Annotated in this window: 18 protein-coding genes and 2 tRNA genes; 15 read left to right on the top strand and 5 right to left on the bottom strand. The window is 29.5% G+C overall.

Going from position 1 to position 20,577, the window contains the following annotated elements; translation table 11 throughout:
• Nucleotides 1-182 precede the first annotated feature (182 nt).
• From purH to rodA, 6 genes are read left to right on the top strand one after another with little or no spacing between them, the layout of a single operon-like run.
• Nucleotides 183-1,709 (top strand): bifunctional phosphoribosylaminoimidazolecarboxamide formyltransferase/IMP cyclohydrolase, encoded by a 1,527-nt coding sequence (gene purH, locus DAD81_RS02480; protein WP_111706640.1) that lies wholly within the window; start codon nt 183-185, stop codon nt 1,707-1,709.
• Nucleotides 1,710-1,761: 52 nt separating this feature from the next.
• Nucleotides 1,762-2,790 carry a rod shape-determining protein gene (locus tag DAD81_RS02475; protein WP_111706639.1) on the top strand — a complete coding sequence of 343 codons (1,029 nt, stop codon included), beginning with the start codon at nt 1,762-1,764 and terminating at the stop codon, nt 2,788-2,790.
• 24 nt (nt 2,791-2,814) lie between these two features.
• Nucleotides 2,815-3,645, top strand: a complete 831-nt coding sequence (gene mreC / locus DAD81_RS02470; protein WP_111706638.1) for a rod shape-determining protein MreC — start codon at nt 2,815-2,817, stop codon at nt 3,643-3,645.
• Nucleotides 3,638-4,144 carry a rod shape-determining protein MreD gene (mreD, locus tag DAD81_RS02465; protein WP_111706637.1) on the top strand — a complete coding sequence of 169 codons (507 nt, stop codon included), beginning with the start codon at nt 3,638-3,640 and terminating at the stop codon, nt 4,142-4,144. The genes mreC and mreD overlap by 8 nt, the downstream gene beginning before the upstream one ends.
• Nucleotides 4,145-5,998: a penicillin-binding protein 2 gene (mrdA, locus tag DAD81_RS02460; RefSeq protein WP_111706636.1), complete on the top strand. Its 1,854-nt coding sequence runs from the start codon at nt 4,145-4,147 to the stop codon at nt 5,996-5,998.
• Nucleotides 5,988-7,265, top strand: a complete 1,278-nt coding sequence (gene rodA / locus DAD81_RS02455; RefSeq protein ID WP_111706635.1) for a rod shape-determining protein RodA — start codon at nt 5,988-5,990, stop codon at nt 7,263-7,265. The genes mrdA and rodA overlap by 11 nt, the downstream gene beginning before the upstream one ends.
• Before the next feature lie 89 nt (nt 7,266-7,354).
• Here rodA and rpsT read toward each other — a convergent pair whose 3' ends face one another.
• The 4 genes from rpsT to proS form a co-directional block, all read right to left on the bottom strand.
• Nucleotides 7,355-7,606: a 30S ribosomal protein S20 gene (gene rpsT / locus DAD81_RS02450; protein WP_111706634.1), complete on the bottom strand. Its 252-nt coding sequence runs from the start codon at nt 7,604-7,606 to the stop codon at nt 7,355-7,357.
• Between the two features lie 22 nt (nt 7,607-7,628).
• Nucleotides 7,629-7,700: transfer RNA gene (locus tag DAD81_RS02445), tRNA-Glu, on the bottom strand.
• Nucleotides 7,701-7,765: 65 nt separating this feature from the next.
• Nucleotides 7,766-7,837, bottom strand: a tRNA-Glu gene (locus DAD81_RS02440).
• Nucleotides 7,838-7,926: 89 nt separating this feature from the next.
• Entirely contained in the window at nt 7,927-9,405 is a 1,479-nt protein-coding gene (proS, locus tag DAD81_RS02435; RefSeq protein ID WP_111706762.1) for a proline--tRNA ligase, read from the bottom strand.
• A gap of 103 nt (nt 9,406-9,508) precedes the next feature.
• Between proS and DAD81_RS02430 the strand changes: the two genes are divergently transcribed.
• The 5 genes from DAD81_RS02430 (at nt 9,509) to porT (ending at nt 14,578) form a co-directional block, all read left to right on the top strand.
• A complete protein-coding gene (locus DAD81_RS02430; RefSeq protein WP_157961058.1) occupies nt 9,509-10,765 on the top strand; it encodes a hypothetical protein in 1,257 nt (418 codons plus the stop codon).
• A 30-nt stretch (nt 10,766-10,795) separates the two neighbouring features.
• Nucleotides 10,796-12,142: an OmpP1/FadL family transporter gene (locus DAD81_RS02425; protein WP_111706632.1), complete on the top strand. Its 1,347-nt coding sequence runs from the start codon at nt 10,796-10,798 to the stop codon at nt 12,140-12,142.
• Nucleotides 12,143-12,247: 105 nt separating this feature from the next.
• The gene (locus DAD81_RS02420) at nt 12,248-13,147 is read left to right on the top strand and encodes a NifU family protein (RefSeq protein ID WP_111706631.1); all 900 of its coding nucleotides are present in this window, start codon (nt 12,248-12,250) and stop codon (nt 13,145-13,147) included.
• 9 nt (nt 13,148-13,156) lie between these two features.
• Complete coding sequence (gene ubiE / locus DAD81_RS02415) at nt 13,157-13,885, top strand: bifunctional demethylmenaquinone methyltransferase/2-methoxy-6-polyprenyl-1,4-benzoquinol methylase UbiE (RefSeq protein WP_111706630.1); 729 nt, start codon at nt 13,157-13,159, stop codon at nt 13,883-13,885.
• Between the two features lie 3 nt (nt 13,886-13,888).
• Nucleotides 13,889-14,578, top strand: coding sequence for a type IX secretion/gliding motility protein PorT/SprT (gene porT, locus DAD81_RS02410; RefSeq protein WP_111706629.1), 690 nt, complete (start codon nt 13,889-13,891; stop codon nt 14,576-14,578).
• Between the two features lie 2 nt (nt 14,579-14,580).
• Here the strand turns inward: porT and DAD81_RS02405 are convergent, their stop codons facing one another.
• Nucleotides 14,581-15,303: a TrmH family RNA methyltransferase gene (locus DAD81_RS02405; protein ID WP_111706628.1), complete on the bottom strand. Its 723-nt coding sequence runs from the start codon at nt 15,301-15,303 to the stop codon at nt 14,581-14,583.
• A gap of 77 nt (nt 15,304-15,380) precedes the next feature.
• Between DAD81_RS02405 and tamL the strand changes: the two genes are divergently transcribed.
• From tamL to rpsO, 4 genes are all read left to right on the top strand, one after another.
• Nucleotides 15,381-17,849, top strand: a complete 2,469-nt coding sequence (tamL, locus tag DAD81_RS02400) for a translocation and assembly module lipoprotein TamL (RefSeq protein ID WP_245949164.1) — start codon at nt 15,381-15,383, stop codon at nt 17,847-17,849.
• 115 nt (nt 17,850-17,964) lie between these two features.
• The gene (fbaA, locus tag DAD81_RS02395; RefSeq protein ID WP_111706627.1) at nt 17,965-19,032 is read left to right on the top strand and encodes a class II fructose-bisphosphate aldolase; all 1,068 of its coding nucleotides are present in this window, start codon (nt 17,965-17,967) and stop codon (nt 19,030-19,032) included.
• A gap of 107 nt (nt 19,033-19,139) precedes the next feature.
• The gene (accD, locus tag DAD81_RS02390) at nt 19,140-20,000 is read left to right on the top strand and encodes an acetyl-CoA carboxylase, carboxyltransferase subunit beta (protein WP_111706626.1); all 861 of its coding nucleotides are present in this window, start codon (nt 19,140-19,142) and stop codon (nt 19,998-20,000) included.
• Nucleotides 20,001-20,249: 249 nt separating this feature from the next.
• Nucleotides 20,250-20,519 carry a 30S ribosomal protein S15 gene (gene rpsO, locus DAD81_RS02385; protein WP_111706625.1) on the top strand — a complete coding sequence of 90 codons (270 nt, stop codon included), beginning with the start codon at nt 20,250-20,252 and terminating at the stop codon, nt 20,517-20,519.
• The last annotated feature ends 58 nt before the right edge of the window (nt 20,520-20,577 follow it).

The raw sequence follows: 20,577 nt of genomic DNA, 5'->3' as shown, positions 1-20,577 counted from the left end.
TATAAAAAAAGGAATAAATAAATTGTTTAATTATCAACGAAAGAAATTTTACACCATAAATTATAATGAATTTGTTGAAAAGTTTAATATAAAAGTTAAAAAAACAACTAAAATTCACCTTAAATTATATTGTTTAAGCTATTGATAATTATTAGCTTTGCGCAAAAGCAACAACACTACAAATGAATACAACTAAAAAGGCAAAATCTGCACTAATTTCAGTCTTTCATAAAGATGGATTAGCGCCAATTGTTAACAAATTAAACGAATTAGGAATTACAATTTATTCTACAGGTGGAACTGAAAGTTTTATTAAAGAACTAGGAATAGATGTTATCCCTGTTGAAGACTTAACCTCTTACCCTTCTATATTAGGTGGAAGAGTTAAAACTTTGCACCCAAAAGTATTTGGAGGAATTTTAAACAGACGTGAAAATGAAGGTGATCAAAAACAAATTGAAGAATTTGAAATTCCTGAAATTGACATTGTAATTGTAGATTTATATCCTTTTGAAAAAACTGTAGCAAGTGGTGCTCCTGAACAAGATATAATTGAAAAAATTGATATTGGTGGTATTTCTTTAATTAGAGCTGCTGCTAAAAACTTTAAAGATGTAATCTGTGTATCTTCTATGGATCAATACAGTGAATTTTTAAATATTATTTCTGAAAACAACGGTGCTACAACAATTGAACAACGTAAATTATTTTCAGCAAAATCATTTGCAGTTTCTAGTCATTATGATACAGCAATATTTAATTATTTAAATGATGACCAACCAACTTTTAGACAAAGTTTTGATACTGTAAAACAATTACGTTATGGTGAAAACCCACATCAAAAAGGGTATTTCTATGGTGATTTAGGAGAATTATTTGACCAATTACATGGAAAAGAATTATCCTTCAACAATCTTTTAGATGTTGATGCTGCGGTAAACCTAATTAAAGAGTTTAAAGGTGAAGCGCCTACTTTTGCTATTTTAAAACACAATAACGCTTGTGGGTTTGCGCAAAGAGATACTTTAGCTCAAGCTTATGTTGACGCTTTAGCTGGAGATCCTACTTCTGCTTTTGGAGGTGTATTAATTGCAAATAAAGAAATTGATGAAGCAACCGCAACTGAAATTCACAGTTTATTTTGTGAGGTTGTAATTGCGCCTTCTTATTCAGATGCTGCTTTAAAAATCTTAAAAGGAAAGAAAAACAGAATCATCTTAATTCAAAAAGACGTTGAATTTCCTAATATTAGTTACAGAACTGCATTAAATGGTGTATTAGCACAAGAACCAAATAATGTAACAGATACTAAAGAAGGATTAAAAAACGTTACTAAAAGAATAGTTTCTGATAATGAAATTGAAGATCTTTTATTTGCTTCAAAAATATGTAAGCATACAAAATCGAACACAATTATTTTAGTTAAAAATAAACAATTGTGTGCTGGTGGTACAGGACAAACTTCACGTGTTGATGCTTTAGAACAAGCAATTGTAAAAGCAAAAACATTTAATTTCGACCTAAATGGAGCGGTAATGGCCAGTGATGCTTTTTTCCCTTTTCCTGATTGTGTAGAAATTGCTGGAAAGCAAGGAATTAAAGCTGTGATTCAACCTGGAGGCTCAATAAAAGACCAATTATCTATTGATTATTGCAATGATAATAATATTGGAATGGTTTTCACAGGAACACGTCATTTTAAACACTAATTTCACTAACTTTGTGAAGTTAAATTAAAAATTAAAAAACAATTAAAAAAATATGGGTTTTTTCGATTTTATGACCGAAGACATTGCCATTGATTTAGGTACTGCAAATACACTAATTATTCATGATGGTAAAGTTATAGTTGATGCTCCTTCAATTGTTGCAAGAGATAGGACTACTGGAAAAATAATTGCAACTGGAAAAAAAGCCAGTTTAATGCAAGGAAAAACTCATGAAAATATAAAAACAATTAGACCTCTTAAAGATGGTGTAATAGCTGATTTTGAAGCTTCGGAGCAAATGATAAAAGAATTTATCAAAAACATTCCAAGCATTAAAAAACGTTTTTTCACTCCATCTTTAAGAATGGTTATTTGTATTCCTTCTGGTATTACTGAAGTTGAAAAACGTGCTGTAATAGATTCTGCTGAACATATGAATGCTAAAGAAATTTATCTTATTCATGAACCAATGGCAGCCGCTATAGGTATTGGTATTGATACTATGCAACCAAAAGGAAATATGATAATTGATATAGGTGGTGGTACAACAGAAATTGCAGTAATTGCTTTAGGCGGAATTGTTTGCGACAAGTCTGTTAAAGTTGCTGGTGATGTTTTCACTGCTGATATTGCTTATTATATGAGAACACAACATAACCTTTATGTTGGAGAACGAACTGCTGAAAAAATTAAAATTCAAATTGGAGCAGCAACTGAAGATTTAGAAACTCCTCCGGAAGATATGCTTGTTCAAGGTCGTGATTTATTAAGCGGAAAACCTAAACAAGTTCAAGTATCATTTAGAGAAATTTCAAAAGCTTTAGACAAATCTATTTTAAGAATTGAAGACGCTGTTATGGAAACATTATCTAAAACACCTCCAGAATTAGCAGCAGATATTTACAATACAGGAATATATTTAGCAGGTGGAGGTTCTATGTTACGTGGTCTTGATAAAAGATTATCTAGAAAAACTGATTTACCTGTTTATGTAGCTGAAGATCCTTTAAGAGCAGTTGTTAGAGGTACAGGAATAGCTTTAAAAGACCTAAACAAATACAAAAATGTATTAATGAAATAATACAACTTTACTTCTAGTTAATATATGCAGCAATTAATTTATTTCTTTAGAAAATTTAAATATTTTCTGCTATTTGTACTTTTGGAAATAGTTGCATTTATTTTTACAATTCAACATCATTCATATCATAAAAGTAAATTCATAAATTCCGCTAATTCAATTACCGGAGGAATTTACAATTCTGCAAATTCAGTGCAAGAATTTTTTCAACTAAAAAAAGATAATCGCTTGTTAATTGAAGAGATTACAACCTTAAAAAATTCAATTAATACTGTAAACATTAACAAAACTAGAGACAGTTTCAAATTATACAATTCAGATAAGTTCAGACAAAAATACCAGTACACTTTTGCTAAAGTAATTAACAATAATTTTACAAATAGAAATAACACCCTAACTATAAATAAAGGTTTAAACCAAGGTGTTACTTCAGATTTAGGTGTAATAAATAGCAATGGTATTATTGGAGTTACAAATAGTACTTCAAAAAACTATACTACTGTTCTTTCAATATTAAATAATAGTTCTAAGATTAATGCTCGTTTAAAAAACAGTAATCATTTTGGAACATTAACATGGGATGGTGAAGATTACAATATTTTGCAACTTATTGATATTCCTAGACAGGCACAAATAAAAAATGGAGACACCATTATTACTGGTGGAAAGTCAGCCATTTTCCCTGAAGGAATAAATATTGGAATAGTTAATAGTTTTAAGTTTGAAAATAACCAATACAAAACAATTAATATTGAATTATTTAATGATATGAGCAACTTAGGGTATGTTCAAATTGTAAAAAATCTGGAGAGAACTGAACAATTAACCCTCGAAAAAGAAAGCGCTAATGAATAATTCAATTTTAAAAAATTCTTTTCGCTTTATTTTATTAGTAATTGTTCAAGTACTTGTATTAAATAATTTAAATTTATTTGGCTTCCTAAATCCAATGATATACATCATTTGGGTTTTCCTATTCCCTATTAGAAAAAGTAAATCTTTATTTTTAATTTTAAGTTTCTTATTAGGTTTAACTATAGATTTTTTTTCAAACTCAGGAGGAATTAATGCAGGAGCAACTTTATTCATTGCCTATATAAGATTACCTATTTTACAAGCCGTTTTAAAAAAATCGGATTTTGATTATTTATTATTTAACCTAAGAGCAATTTCATTTGGAAAAGCATTTACTTTTATTAGTATTTTAACTTTTATTCATCATTTTATTATTTTTAGCTTAGAGTACTTTAGCTTTAATTCTTACTCGTCTATAATTTATAACACTTTATTAACAAGTATTTGTACAATAATTATAAGTATTTTAAGTATTATATTATTTACAAATAAAAAATAAATGAAAAGATCTGGACTATTAGCCTTTTTAATTATTTTAGTTGCAATAATATTTATAAGCAGGTTGTTCTATTTACAATTAATTAACAATTCTTATACTACTCCAACTCTAAATAGTTCTGCAGTTAAAGTAACTTATGATTATCCAGAAAGAGGATATGTTTATGACAGAAAAGGAACTCTGTTAGTAGCAAATCAACTTTCTTATGATATAATGATTATTCCAAGGGAAGTAAAACCTTTGGACACATTAGAATTCTGTGATTTATTAAAAATCACTAAAGAAGATTTTATTAAAAAATATACAAGAGCTAAAACCTATTCACCAAGAATACCTTCAACATTTGTTGCCCAAGTATCAAAATCTGATTATGCCTATTTACAAGAAAAAATGCATAAGTTTAAAGGTTTTTTTATTCAGAAAAGGTCTTTACGGGAATATCCTATTAAATCTGCACCAAACGTACTTGGCTATATTAGTGAAGTAAATGAATCAATGATTCTAAAAAACCCATATTACCAGCTAGGGGAATTAATTGGAACTGCAGGTATTGAAAAAACATATGAAGAAACTCTTAGAGGAACTAAAGGAGTAAAACATATACAAAGAGATAGATTCAATAGAGAAATTGGACCTTATAAGGGAGGTATATATGATACGCTACCAGTACCTGGGAACGATTTGTTCTTAACAATAGATAGCAAGCTTCAAAAATACGGTGAAGATTTAATGGTTAATAAACGTGGAGGAATAGTTGCAATTGAACCTTCAACTGGAGAGATTTTAGCATTAATTTCCATGCCTACATACGATCCTAATTTAATGGTAGGAAGAGAACGTTCAAAAATTTTCTCACAACTTTATTTAGATACTATAAGAAACCCCCTATTAGATAGAGGTTTAAAAGGTGAATATCCTCCAGGCTCTCCATTTAAAGTTATTACAGCTTTAGCTGCATTGCAAGAAAAAGTAATTACCGAAACTTCAACTATTAAATGTATTAATAATAAATATCACTACGGAAACCGAACAATGGCCTGCCATTGTAATACTTTTGGTAGTCCAGTAGCCTTAAATAAAGCTATTTATAGATCTTGCAATAGTTATTTCTCAAACGCCTATAGAAAAACTATTGAAAAATATCCAACTCCCGAAGAAGGAATGAATGTTTGGAGCTCTCATGTAAAAAGCTTTGGATTGGGAAATTATTTAAACAATGATTTATCTGTTGGTAGTAAAGGCCTTGTTCCTGATGGTAATCTTTATAACAAATGGTATCCAAATGTTGGTTGGTCTGCAACTTATTCCATTTCAAATGCAATTGGACAGGGAGAAGTATTAACAACCCCAATTCAATTAGCAAATATGACTGCTGCGGTAGCAAACAGAGGTTATTATTTCACTCCTCACATAGTTAAAAAAATAGAAGGGCAAGAAATTGATGAAAAATTTACAATCCCGAAACACACCTCAATTGATGAAAAATATTTTGAGCCTGTTATTGAAGGTCTATTTAATGTGTTTGAAAACCCTAGAGGAACCGCACATTGGTCTAAAGTTAAAGGAATTGAAATTTGTGGTAAAACGGGAACAGCTGAAAATCCTCATGGCCAGGATCACTCTATTTTTATTGCTTTTGCGCCCAAAGACAATCCAAAAATAGCCATTGCTGTTTTTGTTGAAAACGGATATTGGGGATCAAGATGGGCTGGTCCAATTGCTAGCTTAATGATTGAAAAATATTTAAAAGGAGGAACTTCTACTCCTTGGAAAGAACAAGCTATGTTTAATGGTAGTTTAGAAGATGAGTATAACAAACAATTAATAGAAGAAACGCCACAAATTGAGAAGTAGAAAAACAAATATATTTTACGGTATAGACTGGATATTGGTACTTTTTTATTTTGTGCTTATATTTTTTGGGTGGATAAATATCTATTCTGCTACTGCAACAGATGAATCACTAGATCTCTTCAATTTCTCAACAGAATATGGAAAACAACTTATTTGGATTTGTCTCAGCTTCCCTCTTATTCTATTGATATTACTTTTTGAAGCAAAATTTTATGAAAAGTACGCTTCACTTATTTATATAGTTTGTTTATTCTCCTTAGCAGGGCTTTTTGTGTTTGGTAAAAATATAAATGGCGCAACCTCTTGGTACGATTTTGGAGGTTTTAGCCTTCAACCTTCAGAGTTTGCAAAAGCTGCTGTTGCTTTAGCAATCGCAAAATTAGTGAGTGAAAAACAATTCAATTTAAATAAACTAAATAATCAGGCTCAAGCCTTAATAATTTTATTTATTCCGGCTGTATTAATTACTTTTCAGCCAGATCCTGGATCAGCATTAGTATATTCAGCTTTTGTGTTTGTTCTTTATAGAGAAGGACTTCCTTTTTATTACATAACAATTGGATTTATAGCTGCGTTTCTATTTGTTGCTACATTATATTTTGGCTTTTTATATTCAATATTAGGCTCTATTGGTTTATTCTTATTGGTGTTATTATATTTTATTTACTATAGAAATAAGGCTTTTAAAAAGGGTTGGGTTAAAATAGTTGGAATTTATTTAATATCAGCACTATTCATTTTTAGTGTAGACTTTGTTTTTAATAATGTCTTTGAACAACGTCACAGAGATCGATTTAATATTCTATTAGGAAAAACAGTAGATGTAAAAAGTATTGGATACAATACCAACCAGTCTGTAATAACAATAGCCTCAGGAGGTATGACGGGTAGAGGTTTTTTAGAAGGTGAACGAACTCAAGGAAATTTTGTGCCAGAAAATCAAACAGATTATATTTTTACTATTGTAGGGGAAGAATGGGGCTTTATTGGAAGCCTTACTGTTATTCTTGTTTTTGTATTTTTTCTTCTCAGAATTTTACAAATAGCTGAAAGGCAAAAATCTAAGTTTAGTAGAGTTTACGGCTATAGTATAGCTGCAATATTTTTCACACACTTTACAATTAATATAGGAATGGTTATTGGAATTTTACCTACTATTGGTATCCCACTACCCTTTTTTAGTTACGGAGGGTCTGCGCTATGGGGATTTACTGTATTGCTTTTCTTATTTATCAGGTTAGATGCTAATCGCTCTTATGAGTGGTAAGAACACATCTAATTATTATTTCTAAATATTTTTCAACAAAAAAAGCATCCAAATTGGATGCTCATTATTTTTATAAATAAAAAACCTAATTAAAGCGTAGCTACTTGCTTAGCTAATTTAGATTTCATATTACTTGCTTTATTCTTATGAATAATGTTGTTTTTTGCTAACTTATCTAACATTGCAACTACTTTTGGAAATAATTCCTCAGCTTCTTTCTTTTCTGTTGCAGCACGTAAGTCTCTTACAGCATTACGTGTAGTTTTATGCTGATATTTGTTTCTCAACGCCTTAGCTCTATTGCTTCTTATTCTCTTTAATGCCGACTTATGATTTGCCATTATAATTTTTGTTTAAATATTGTAGTCCGTAGGGGAATCGAACCCCTGTTACATGGATGAAAACCATGCGTCCTAACCCCTAGACGAACGGACCATTATTATTATTCTTATTATTTCAAGTAGCAAATATAATATATTTTTTGCTACAAACTACTTTTGTAGTCCGTAGGGGAATCGAACCCCTGTTACATGGATGAAAACCATGCGTCCTAACCCCTAGACGAACGGACCGCTAATTTGCAATTAAGAAATAAATATCTCAATTTGCGGTTGCAAAAATACATGCTTTTTTTTACCAAACAATGTTTTTTTTAAAAAATTTAATAAGCTTTTGCAAATAATACTCTTTGTGTAGACTTTTCGCCAGTAAAAACACACTTTCCTTCTTCAATTTTACCATCTAAAGGTATACATCTTATAGTCGCTTTCGTTAATTCTTTAATTTTATCCTCTGTTTCGGCCGTTCCATCCCAATGAGCAGACACAAAACCTCCTACATTCTCAATAGCATCTTTAAACTCTTCAAAAGTATTTACTACTGTAGTATGTTCCTTTCTGTAATTAATTGCTCTATCAAATAAATTATTTTGAATTTCCTCTAATAAATTTGAAACAACCTCCACTACATCATCTTGAGAAACTGTTTGTTTTTCTAATGTATCTCTTCTTGCAACTTCAACTGTATTACTTTCTAAGTCTCTTTTACCAATTGCTATTCTAACTGGCACACCTTTTAATTCGTATTCAGCAAATTTTGCTCCTGGTCTATAAGTATCTCTAGTATCAAATTTAACCGATATACCTTTTTCCTTTAATTCTTTAACAAAAACATTTACTTTGGCTGAAATCGCTTCTAATTGCTCCTCTCCTTTATAAATTGGCACAATTACAACTTGTATTGGCGCTAATTTAGGTGGCAATACCAAACCTAGATCGTCTGAATGCGTCATAATAAGCCCTCCTATTAATCTTGTAGAGACTCCCCAAGAAGTTGCCCAAACATATTCTTGCTTTCCTTCTTTTGAAGTGTATTTAACATCAAATGCTTTAGCGAAATTTTGTCCTAAAAAATGAGATGTCCCTGCTTGTAAAGCCTTTCCATCTTGCATTAAAGCTTCAATTGTATATGTTTCATCAGCTCCGGCAAAACGTTCACTTTCAGACTTAGCTCCTTTAATTACGGGCATTGCCATATGGTTTTCAGCAAATTCAGCATATACATCTTGCATTTGTCTTGCTTCAATTAGTGCTTCTTTTTTTGTAGCATGAGCCGTATGACCTTCTTGCCATAAAAACTCTGCTGTTCTTAAAAACAAGCGAGTTCTCATTTCCCAACGAACAACATTTGCCCATTGATTTATTAATAAAGGTAAATCTCTATAAGATTGAATCCACCCTCTATAAGTATTCCATATAATTGCTTCAGAAGTTGGACGAACTACTAATTCTTCTTCTAACTTAGCTTCTGGATCAACACGAAGTTTCCCTTTATTATCAGGATCATTTTGCAATCGATAATGTGTTACTACAGCACATTCTTTTGCAAAACCTTCAGCATTTTTCTCTTCTGCCTCAAACAAACTTTTTGGCACAAACAATGGGAAATAAGCATTCTCATGGCCAGTTTCTTTAAACATTCTATCTAATTCTGCTTGCATTTTTTCCCAAATTGCAAATCCGTATGGTTTTATAACCATACATCCACGAACTGCTGAGTTTTCAGCTAAATCGGCCTTTACAACCAGCTCATTGTACCATTTGGAATAATCTACTTCTCTCTTTGTTAAATTCTTACTCATAATAAAAGTTTGGCATAAATATTGCATCTTTTTTATTGAAAAATGCTAATTTGGACAAAATTAGTTTTTTTTAAATAGTTAACAATAAAAAATTTAAATGATTATGGAAGTTTCAAAAATCTTATACCGAAAAAGTTCTCAAATTACTTTGATTTTATTGTTATTTGTAAGTTTATATTCGTGTGGTACTTACCAAAGCGCTTACAATTATGAAGATGATGGGATTTACGCTTCAGATAATCAAATAAAAAATAATGATGTTGTTACTGTAGATCAAGAAGAATTTGATGAAAATTATTTTTCATACAAACTTGATGAAATTCAAAATGTTGGAGAAGAAGATGTCTTTACTGACATAGATGACTATTATTATGATGACACTTATGACAATGATTCAATAAACGCTGAATACTATGAACCTTGGGAACACACAAATAATGTTACTATTAATGTAGATTCAGGTTTTGGAAGTATGGGGTATTATTGGCATAATCCTTTTTATTACAACCAATTTAATAATTACTACCCTTTTTATCAAAACTATTACAGCCCATGGAGAAATTATAGATCTTGGGGTTATGGTGGTTACAACAACGGATTTTATGATCCTTTTTATGGAGGATATGGATATTACGATTATAATTACCCTTATTATGGCTATAATTATGGTTATGGCTATTATGGTTACAACCGTTATGGGTATTCTAGATTTGGGTATTCTGGTTTTAATGGTTATTACCCATACAATAACAACCTAAGAAGATATGATTCTTACGGAAAAAGATCTTCATATTCTGCAAACTCAAGAAGATCTGGTTCAAATAATTCAACTATAAGTAGAAGAAGCAGTTCTTCAAGAACTAATAGTAACATTGGTAATTCTTCTTCAACTAGAAGATCTTCTACAAATTCTTCGAACACTAGAAGTAGATCTACAAACAATAGAAGCATTAATAGAACTCCTTCTAGATCATATAATAGTGGGTCTCAAAGAGGTTATACTCCAAGTCGTTCATACCCTTCAAGATCATCTTCTTCAGCAAGACGAAGCACATCTTATAGCTCTAGTCCTACTTCAGCTCGCTACTCATCAAGTAGTGCAAGAAATAAAAATGTAAATACTAATTATGTTTCAAATAAAAGGTCTTCTAGAACAAATTCAAGGCCTTCTTCTAGCAGTACAAGTTCTAGATCTACGAGAACCTACTCTCAACCAAGTAGTAGCTCATCAACTAGTTCTACAAGATCTTATTCGTCTCCAAGCTCATCATCATCTTATAGTTCATCCTCGTCTAGAAGTTCTTCTGTTGGTTCTTCTTCATCAAGAAGTTCATCTTCAAGAGGTTCGTCTAGAAGATAATTAATATTAATAACGTATAATTTTAGCTTTATGAAAAATATAATTCTATCTGCAGTGGTTTTTTGCATTGCACTCATATCAAACGCCCAAACATTAGGTTATAATGATCTTGGTGTTTTATTTTCAAATGAAAGTATAAATGGAACTGCACGTTACAATGCAATGAGCGGAGCATTTGGAGCATTAGGTGGAGATTTATCTGCCATTGAAACAAACCCTGCTGGAGCTGCAGTATTTATGAATAGTGAATTCTCTTTAACTTTTGCAGCAGATAATATTGAAACTTCAGCAAATTTTTACGGAAATAATATATTAACTGAAAATGATAACTCAAACATTACACAAGCAGGTGGGGTGTTTGTATTTAGTACCAATAACAGATCTAACTGGGGTAAAGTTGCTATTAGTTTTAATTATAGTAATATAAATGATTATGAAAACAACTGGTTTGCAAATGGAAATAGCGGATTTGCGCCTGTTACTGATTTATATGATACAGAACCTATAGTTTACATAAATTCTGAAAATCAAACATTTGAAAATTTCACTGATGGTGAAACCAAAAAATATTCTTTTACAATTGCTTCAGAATACAATAATAATTTATACTTGGGAGCGTCAATAAACACATATGATTTAGAATATTTTCAACGTACCATTATAAACGAATATAATAACGATGGAAATGGAAACACCTTAGATATTTCACAAGCTCAAGAATTATTTACTTATGGTAATGGTATTTCACTAAATTTTGGTTTAATCTCAAAATTAAATGATAATATGAGAATTGGACTTGCTTTTCAATCACCTATTTGGTATTCTCTTTCTGAAGAATTCTTAGAATATGATGACAATGTTAATGAACCCAATAATGCTTTAGGCTTAACACCTGGTTACTCTGGAATAAATGGGTTTGACTACAATTTAAAAACACCTAGTAAATTAACAGGAAGTTTAGCTTATATTTTTAACAAACAAGGTTTAGTTAGTTTAGATTACACTTATAAAAACTACGGAAACACGAAATTAACAAATGCTGAATTTTCAAACGAAAATCAAAATTTTAAAACAGATTTGGAAAGCTCAGGAGAATTAAGAATTGGAACTGAATGGAGAATTGAAAATATATCATTAAGAGGTGGTTATTTTTATCAGGAATCACCTTACAAAAATGCTATTGATTCAGATAATGTTGACGGATTTTCTTTTGGTGCGGGATTAAAGTTTAGAGGTGGTAAAATAGATTTATCATACCAAAAACAATCTAATACTTTACCATATAATATTTATGGCTCTCTTAGTAATGACGTAGATTCTGCAGAATTAAACATTGACAGATCTAAAATAACAGCTACCTTAGTTTTAAATATCTAAAATTAATAACATATAAATTAGAACGTCTCTTTAAAAGAGACGTTTTTTAATTTTAACAAAAAACCTAAAATTGTTTTAGTACTTTTACACAAATATTCAATAAAAATGGAACCTATTTCTTTTACAATAAATACAACAACTTCAGATACAATTATTAAACTTACTGCAACTAGCGTTTTAACTAGCGGAAGTCACGAATTTAATAATATTGATGAAGCCAAAAACTCACCACTAGTTCAACAATTATTTCATTTACCATTTATTAAGCGCGTATTAATATCTGCAAACTTTATTGCCTTAGAAAGATATGCTATAATTGAATGGGATACTGTACAAGAAGAAGTTAAAGAACAAATAGAAAACTATTTGAATAGCGGAGGTGAATTAATAATTGAAGAAGAATCAAAAAAATTGGTTCCTGTTGAAGTTTATTCTGAGGTTACACCAAACCCTGCTGTTTTAAAATTTGTTTCAAACAAAAGAATTGTTGAAAAAGATTTTGAATTTAAAAATATTGAAGAAGCTAAAGGCTCTCTATTAGCAACCGAATTATTTAATTTTCCGTTTGTAAAAGAGGTTTTTATATCTGAAAACTATGTTTCTATTACTAAATTTGACATTGTAGAATGGAGCGAAGTTACTAATGAAATAAGAAGTTTTGTAAAACAATTTATTGCTGAAGGAAAAACAGTTGTTTCAGAAAATATAGAAACAAACTCCAAAGCCGAAAACAAAATTGAATCAACTGAAACTGAAAATTTAGATGATGTTTCTAAACAAATAATAGATATTTTAGATGAATACATTAGACCGGCAGTGGCAGCTGATGGCGGAAATATCTTATTTCAATCATACAATGAAGAAGAAAAAATTGTAAGTGTTATTTTACAAGGAGCTTGCAGTGGTTGCCCTTCTTCTACTATAACATTAAAAAATGGAATTGAAAACATGTTAAAACAACTAATTCCTGGTAAAATTGAAGAAGTAGTTGCAGTTAATTACTAATCTATTTTTATGGCAGAAAAAGTAAAACCTTATAAAGACTCCAATCTTGGAAAAAAAGAGCAGGTCACCAAAATGTTTGATACTATTTCAAATGAATACGACGGGTTAAACCGTGTTATTTCTTTTGGAATTGATGTAAGTTGGAGAGAAAAAGTTGTTAAGATTATTGGAGATTCCAACCCTAAAAACATTCTTGACATTGCAACAGGAACAGGTGATTTAGCTATTAATTTAACAAAAACTAACGCTTCAAAAATAATTGGATTAGATATTTCTGAAGGCATGCTAAACGTTGGTAAAGGCAAAATTGAGAAATTAAATTTAACAAACCAAATAGAAATGGTTTTAGGTGATTCTGAAAAAATCCCATATGAAGATAATTTCTTCGATGCCATAACTGTTGCATTTGGTGTTCGTAATTTTGAGGATTTAGAAAAAGGGTTATCTGAAATTTATAGAGTTTTAAAACCTTCAGGTACATTTGTGGTACTGGAAACTTCTGTTCCTACCAAAAGTCCTTTTAAACAAGGATATACTATTTACACTAAATATATAATGCCTACAATAGGTAAAGTCTTTTCAAAAGACAAATCTGCGTATAAATATTTATCAGATTCTGCAGCATCTTTTCCTTATGGTAAAGCTTTCAACAATATTTTATCAAAAATTGGGTTTATAGATATTGAAAATAAGCCACAAACCTTGGGTGTAGCTTCTATTTATATAGCAAAGAAATAGTTTATGCAAAAATTTATTACTGTAGTAGTTCTGTTATTAATAGTAACTAGCTTAAATGCGCAAAAAAGAGATATTGTTCAATACAAACAAAACTGGGACAAGCAAACTATTTTTTGGGGATATTACTTAGGTATAAATTTAAAAGATTATAAAATATCTTATAAAGAAGGAGGATCTTTTGTTAATGTAACTCCTAGCACGGGGTTTAATGTGGGGTTAATTGGAGATTTAAGAATTACTAACAATTTAAATATTCGGTTAGAACCAGGCTTATCAAGCAATACAAAAGAATTAGCTTTTACCCATATTTCGGGAGCATTAGACAGTATTAGAGATGTAAACTCTACTTATTTAAGAATTCCTCTTTTATTAAAACTAAATACAAACAGATATAATAACATTAGACCATATCTTGTTGGAGGTGTTTCTTACGATTATAATTTTTCAAGTAATCAGGATAATCCAGATGATAATTCAGACGGTGAATTTAGAATGAAAAAAAATAATTTTTCTTACGAAATTGGTATTGGTGTTGATTTTTACTTGCCTTATTTTATTTTCTCTCCTTCAATAAGAGGTGTATTTGCTATAAATGATGAACTTGTTAGAGATAAAAGTTCTACCAGCCCCTGGACAGGAAACATAGATTATTTTGGTACACGAGGGATATTTTTAAAATTTGCCTTTCACTAGTTTTATCTTTTAAATTCACTTAGTAAAATTGCTGTTGCTGTAGCTACATTTAAACTTTCTGTTTGCTGTAAATCACCAAACCGAGGAATAGAAATACTATTATTTAGAATACTTAAAATTTGAGTACTAATACCATTAGCCTCATTCCCCATTACTAAAATGGCACTTTTAAGTAGTTTTGATTTATATACATTGTCTCCTTCCATTAAAGATGCATAAACTGGCTTTGTAGTGTTCTCTAAATAATCTTTCAAATTAGTATATAAAACATTAATTCTTGTTAAAGATCCCATTGATGCTTGCACAACTTTTGAATTAAAACAATCTACTGTATCTTCCGAGCAAACTAATTGTTCTATTCCAAACCAATCACAAAGCCTAATTATTGTTCCTAAATTTCCTGGATCATTTATCCCATCTAAAGCCAATTCCAAACCAATAACATCATTAGTTATAAATTCTGGAATTTTAAAAATTGCTAAAACATTATTTGGCGACTTTAATGAACTAATCTTTTTTAATTCATTATCAGATATAAGTGAACGATTCTCTAAATTATTAAAAGAAAAATCATCAACACAATAAAGATGCTCCAATTCAAATTTTGAATTTAAAAATTCATTTACAACTTTAGTTCCTTCAACAATAAATAATTTGTATTTTACTCTGTACTTTTTTTGACGTAAACTCGTTATTAATTTTAGTTGACTCTTACTTAAACTCATTATTGGAATTATAAAAATAGAAATTGGGTAATACTTTGAAAAGTTTTACATTTGAAACAAATTTAAACTCTTATTTATTGAAAAACAATTTTATAATATTAATAATTCTATTAAGTATAACTTTTAGTTTTTCTTCGTGTAATTCTGTTAAGTACGTATCTGAAAATGAACACCTCCTAACCCAGAATTCTATAATTGTTAATAACAAAAAAAACGTTAAGGATGAAATATCCGATTACATTATTCAGAGACCTAATCAATTAGTTTTTGGGGTACCTTTTCCTCTCTACTTTTACAATATTGGAAATAAAAATTTTGAAACTACTTTTGAAGAATGGGAAACCAATCACCCAAACACTTATAATTTCACAAACAGTGTATTTTCTAAAAAACAAACTATAGGTTTATTCAATTTTAAAAAAAACACACATAAATGGTGGCTCACTAATGGAGAGGAACCTGTTGTTTTCGATTCAAAAAAAGCCAAACTAACAGTAAATAATCTTACCAATCATTTTCAACAAGAAGGCTATTTTAATGTAAAAGCAAGTTATAAGGTAAATTATTCAAAAAATAAAAAAGCAACTGTTAATTATATAGTAGACACAGATAGAGTTTATACTATTGATTCTATAAAAACAAGTATTGAGTCTAAAGTTTTAGATTCTATTTATTCATTAAACAAAAAGAAATCATATTTAAAAAAAGGAGCTCAGTTTAAGTATTCTTATTTTACAGATGAACAAGATAGAATAACCGAATTATTTAGAAATTCTGGTATTTATAGATTCAATAAAAATGCAATATTGGTTGATGCTGACACGGCCAATTACAAATCAAACATTGATTTAATAATAAATGATAGTATTGCAAATGTTCCTTTTAAAATTCAAAAAATAAAAAACATAAACATTTATACTGATTTTTCTTACAATACAAAAGATAACCCTGCTAAGGATAGTTTAAATTATAATGGATTTTTATTTCTGTCACAAAAGAATTTAAAATACAACCCTAAATTATTATTGAATTCAGTTTTTCTTGAACCTAACTCAATTTACCAAGATAAAACAAGAGAATTAACAAGAAAAAATTTAAGACGATTAAATAATTTTAGAACAGTAGATATTAAATACAATGAATTAGAAGATGATTACCTAGAAGCTTCAATTTACTTAACACCACTAAAAAAATATTCAATTGCTGTTAGTTCTGAACTTACCCATTCTAATATTAGACAATTAGGTATTTCTACAAAATTATCATTTTTAAATCGAAATATTTTTAAAGGATCAGAAATACTGAAATTTTCCGTTCAAGGATCATTTCTAGATTCAAAAGACGCTGCAGACAATGAAAAGTTCTTTAATGCTTGGGAAGTTGGAGCTGATGTTTCAATTGAATCTCCAAGAATATTGTTTCCCGTTAATGTAAACAATCTAATTTCTAAAGAAATGTCTCCTGCTACAATGTTTACAATTGGTACTAGTTTGCAAAATAACATAGGGTTAGACAAGCAAAAATTTACCGGAATAATAGATTATACTTGGCAAACAACTAAAACAAAAAAACATAGTTTTCAAATACTTAACGCTCAATTTATAAAAAACTTAAATATAGATTCATATTTTGACATTTATACCTCTGAATATAATGATTTAGTAGAAATACAAGAAGAATATTTCTCTGGAGTTGATTTAAGTGAAGATTCTGCTATATCATTTATTAAGACTTATATTAATGATGCTTTTGAATCATCTAACGAAACTGAATATCAAACAGCAAAAAATATTGAAGCTAGGTATAATATTATTACTGAAGATGTTGTAATACCATCCGTTGCATACACATTTACCTATAATAATAGTGAAAATTATAAAGATACCAATTTTTCATTTTTTAAAGCTCGTTTAGCGTCTTCGGGTAGTTTACTTACTTATTTATCTTCTGAAAAAGATGAAAGTAATGTAAAAACAGTATTTAATACTCCAATTGCACAATATGCAAAAATGGATTTAGAGTATAAGAAATTCTGGAATTTTTCTTTAGAAAATGTATTGGCGTTTAGATCTTTTATTGGAATAGCTTTACCATACAATAATTCAAATTCAATCCCATTTAGTAGAAGTTACTATATTGGAGGGCCAAACGATTTAAGAGCTTGGAAAATTTATGATTTAGGCCCCGGAACCACTAAAACTGGATTAGAGTATAATATTGGGAACCTAAAATTTTTAAGTAGTTTAGAATATAGATTTAAAATAATTAATAGTGTAAAAGGAGCATTTTTTATTGATGCCGGAAATATTTGGGATATTTCAAATTCAGAATTAAATACTTCGGAAGCAAAATTTAAAGGATTTAGTTCATTACAAGATATAGCTATTGGTTCTGGTTTTGGTTTAAGATATGACTTAAGTTTTATCTTAATCCGTTTAGATTTAGGATTCAAAACTTATGAACCTTACTTAACTCAAAATAAATGGTTTCAACATGTTAACTTTAAGAATAATGTGTATAATTTTGGTATAAGTTATCCGTTCTAAAAAACACTATAAAACTATTTCGTTTTCGCTTTTTTTCAATTCAAAATCAAATAACTACGTATAAATCATTAATTTTGGTAAATCAAATTTAATACAATTAACACAAATAAATATTATGAGTGACACAATTAAAACAGGTGTAGCAACAGGAAGCCAAGTTCAAGAAATATTCAAATTGGCAAAATCAAAAGGATTCGCTTTACCTGCAGTAAATGTAATAGGTTCAAACACTATTAATTCTGTTTTAGAAACAGCAAAGAGTTTAAACTCACCAGTTATTATTCAATTTTCAAATGGTGGAGCTCAGTTCAATGCTGGTAAAGGATTATCTAACGAAGGTCAAAAAGCTGCAATAGCAGGTGGAATAGCTGGAGCAAAACACGTACATACTTTAGCAAAAGCCTACGAAATTCCAGTAATTTTACATACAGACCACTGTGCTAAAAAATTATTACCTTGGATTGACGGTTTATTAGATGCTGGAGAACAATTCTACAAAGAGAATGGTGTGCCATTATTTAGTTCTCATATGATTGATTTATCTGAAGAACCTTTAGAAGAAAATATCAAAATATGTAAAACTTATTTAGCTCGTATGGCTAAAATGGGTATGACTTTAGAGATTGAATTAGGTATTACAGGTGGTGAAGAAGATGGTGTTGACAATTCTGATGTTGATGCGTCTAAACTATATACACAACCTGAAGAAGTTGCATATGCATATAATGAATTAAAGAAAGTTAGTGACAATTTTACAATTGCTGCATCTTTTGGTAATGTTCATGGTGTATACAAACCAGGTAACGTAAAATTAACTCCAAAAATTCTTGACAATTCTCAAAAATATATTGAAAAAGAAAACGGAACAGAAGCAAACCCAGTAGATTTTGTATTTCACGGAGGTTCTGGTTCTACTTTAGAAGAAATTAGAGAAGCAATTGGTTACGGTGTTATTAAAATGAACATTGACACAGATTTACAATTTGCATTTACTGAAGGAATTAGAGACTATATGAATGACAAAATTGAGTACTTAAGAACTCAAATTGGAAATCCAGATGGAGCTGATGTACCTAACAAAAAATACTACGACCCACGTGGTTGGTTACGTAAAGGAGAAGAAACTTTTAAAGCTCGTTTAACTGAAGCTTTTAAAGACTTAAATTGTGTAGATGTATTATAAATTATACAATTAAATTATAAAAATTTTAAAGAGAACATATTTTTTATGTTCTCTTTATTTTTTTTTAGTAATTTGCACATCTATTTTTCAACTAAAACAATATATATATGTCATCTTGGTTTAAAAGAAAAGATAAGGGAATCCAAACCCCTACTGAAGATAAAAAGGATGTACCAAAAGGCTTATGGTATAAAACACCAAGCGGTAAAATTATTGATACCGAAGAGTTAAAAGAAAATTATTATGTAAGTCCAGAAGATGGATATCATGTTAGAATTGGAAGTGCTGAGTATTTTGAAATTCTTTTTGATGATAATAAATTCAATGAATTTGATAAGGATATGGTATCAAAAGACCCATTGAAATTTACAGATACAAAAAAATATACAGATAGATTAAAACAAGCCACTCTTAAAACAAAGTTAAACGATGCTATTAGAACCGCTGTAGGAAAATCATGCGGAAAAGACTTAGTTATCGCTGCTATGGATTTTGCTTTTATAGGAGGATCAATGGGAAGTGTTGTTGGTGAAAAAATTTGTAGAGCAATTGATTACTCTATGAAAAATAAGATTCCTTTTTTACTAATATCAAAATCAGGTGGGGCAAGAATGATGGAAGCCTCTTACTCTTTAATGCAATTAGTAAAAACATCTGTAAAACTAGCTCAATTAGCTGAGGCTGGATTACCATATATATCATTATGTACCGATCCAACAACAGGTGGAACAACCGCATCATATGCAATGCTTGGTGATGTAAACTTTGCTGAACCAAATGCATTGGTAGCCTTTGCAGGACCCAGAGTTGTAAAAGACACCACAGGAAAGGATTTACCTCCAGGATTCCAAAAATCCGAATTTGTTTTAGAACACGGTTTTTTAGATAAAATTATTGAAAGAAAAAACCTCAAAAAACAAATAAATCTATATATAGATTTAATACAAAACTTACCAGTAAGAAATTAAATAAAAAAAGGCGAGCTTAATTAAATGCTCGTCTTTTTTACATGTAAATTTTTTCTTTTCAGCTACTTTCACAATAAACTAAACATTTATAACTAAGCTTTTTAAAACTGAAAACACTTTTTTAATTGTTAAAAATAAGTATATCGCAATTAATTGTTAATCAAAATAATAATGGTATATTTGCCGCCTGTTAGCTTGCAATTGTTGCACTAACAATACATAAAAATTATTATTAAAATTAATGTTAGCATGTACTTAACAAAAGAAAAAAAAGCAGAGATTTTTGCAAAACACGGTGAATCAGCAACAAACACTGGTTCTTCAGAAGGGCAAATTGCCTTATTCACTTACAGAATTAACCACTTAACAGAACATTTAAAAAAGAATCGTAAAGATTATAATACTGAGCGTTCATTAGTGAAGTTAGTAGGTAAAAGAAGAAATTTACTTGATTATTTAATTAAATCTGATATTGTAAGATATCGTGAGATAATTAAAGAATTAGGAATAAGAAAATAATTTCTAAAAAAATTAAGAGGCAATTATTGCCTCTTTTTTTTTATTTTTTTCAATCTAA

The organism is Lutibacter citreus (assembly GCF_003260195.1).
Classification (GTDB): domain Bacteria; phylum Bacteroidota; class Bacteroidia; order Flavobacteriales; family Flavobacteriaceae; genus Lutibacter; species Lutibacter citreus.
Note: the sequence above shows the minus strand (reverse complement) of the source record. Positions and strands in the feature narration are given on the sequence as shown.

Coding starts and splice junctions, on each gene's coding strand:
- purH (WP_111706640.1), top strand. CDS start 183: ATGAATACAACTAAAAAGGCAAAATCTGCACTAATTTCAGTCTTTCAT.
- DAD81_RS02475 (WP_111706639.1), top strand. CDS start 1,762: ATGGGTTTTTTCGATTTTATGACCGAAGACATTGCCATTGATTTAGGT.
- mreC (WP_111706638.1), top strand. CDS start 2,815: ATGCAGCAATTAATTTATTTCTTTAGAAAATTTAAATATTTTCTGCTA.
- mreD (WP_111706637.1), top strand. CDS start 3,638: ATGAATAATTCAATTTTAAAAAATTCTTTTCGCTTTATTTTATTAGTA.
- mrdA (WP_111706636.1), top strand. CDS start 4,145: ATGAAAAGATCTGGACTATTAGCCTTTTTAATTATTTTAGTTGCAATA.
- rpsT (WP_111706634.1), bottom strand. CDS start 7,606: ATGGCAAATCATAAGTCGGCATTAAAGAGAATAAGAAGCAATAGAGCT.
- proS (WP_111706762.1), bottom strand. CDS start 9,405: ATGAGTAAGAATTTAACAAAGAGAGAAGTAGATTATTCCAAATGGTAC.
- DAD81_RS02430 (WP_157961058.1), top strand. CDS start 9,509: ATGGAAGTTTCAAAAATCTTATACCGAAAAAGTTCTCAAATTACTTTG.
- DAD81_RS02425 (WP_111706632.1), top strand. CDS start 10,796: ATGAAAAATATAATTCTATCTGCAGTGGTTTTTTGCATTGCACTCATA.
- DAD81_RS02420 (WP_111706631.1), top strand. CDS start 12,248: ATGGAACCTATTTCTTTTACAATAAATACAACAACTTCAGATACAATT.
- ubiE (WP_111706630.1), top strand. CDS start 13,157: ATGGCAGAAAAAGTAAAACCTTATAAAGACTCCAATCTTGGAAAAAAA.
- porT (WP_111706629.1), top strand. CDS start 13,889: ATGCAAAAATTTATTACTGTAGTAGTTCTGTTATTAATAGTAACTAGC.
- DAD81_RS02405 (WP_111706628.1), bottom strand. CDS start 15,303: ATGAGTTTAAGTAAGAGTCAACTAAAATTAATAACGAGTTTACGTCAA.
- fbaA (WP_111706627.1), top strand. CDS start 17,965: ATGAGTGACACAATTAAAACAGGTGTAGCAACAGGAAGCCAAGTTCAA.
- accD (WP_111706626.1), top strand. CDS start 19,140: ATGTCATCTTGGTTTAAAAGAAAAGATAAGGGAATCCAAACCCCTACT.
- rpsO (WP_111706625.1), top strand. CDS start 20,250: ATGTACTTAACAAAAGAAAAAAAAGCAGAGATTTTTGCAAAACACGGT.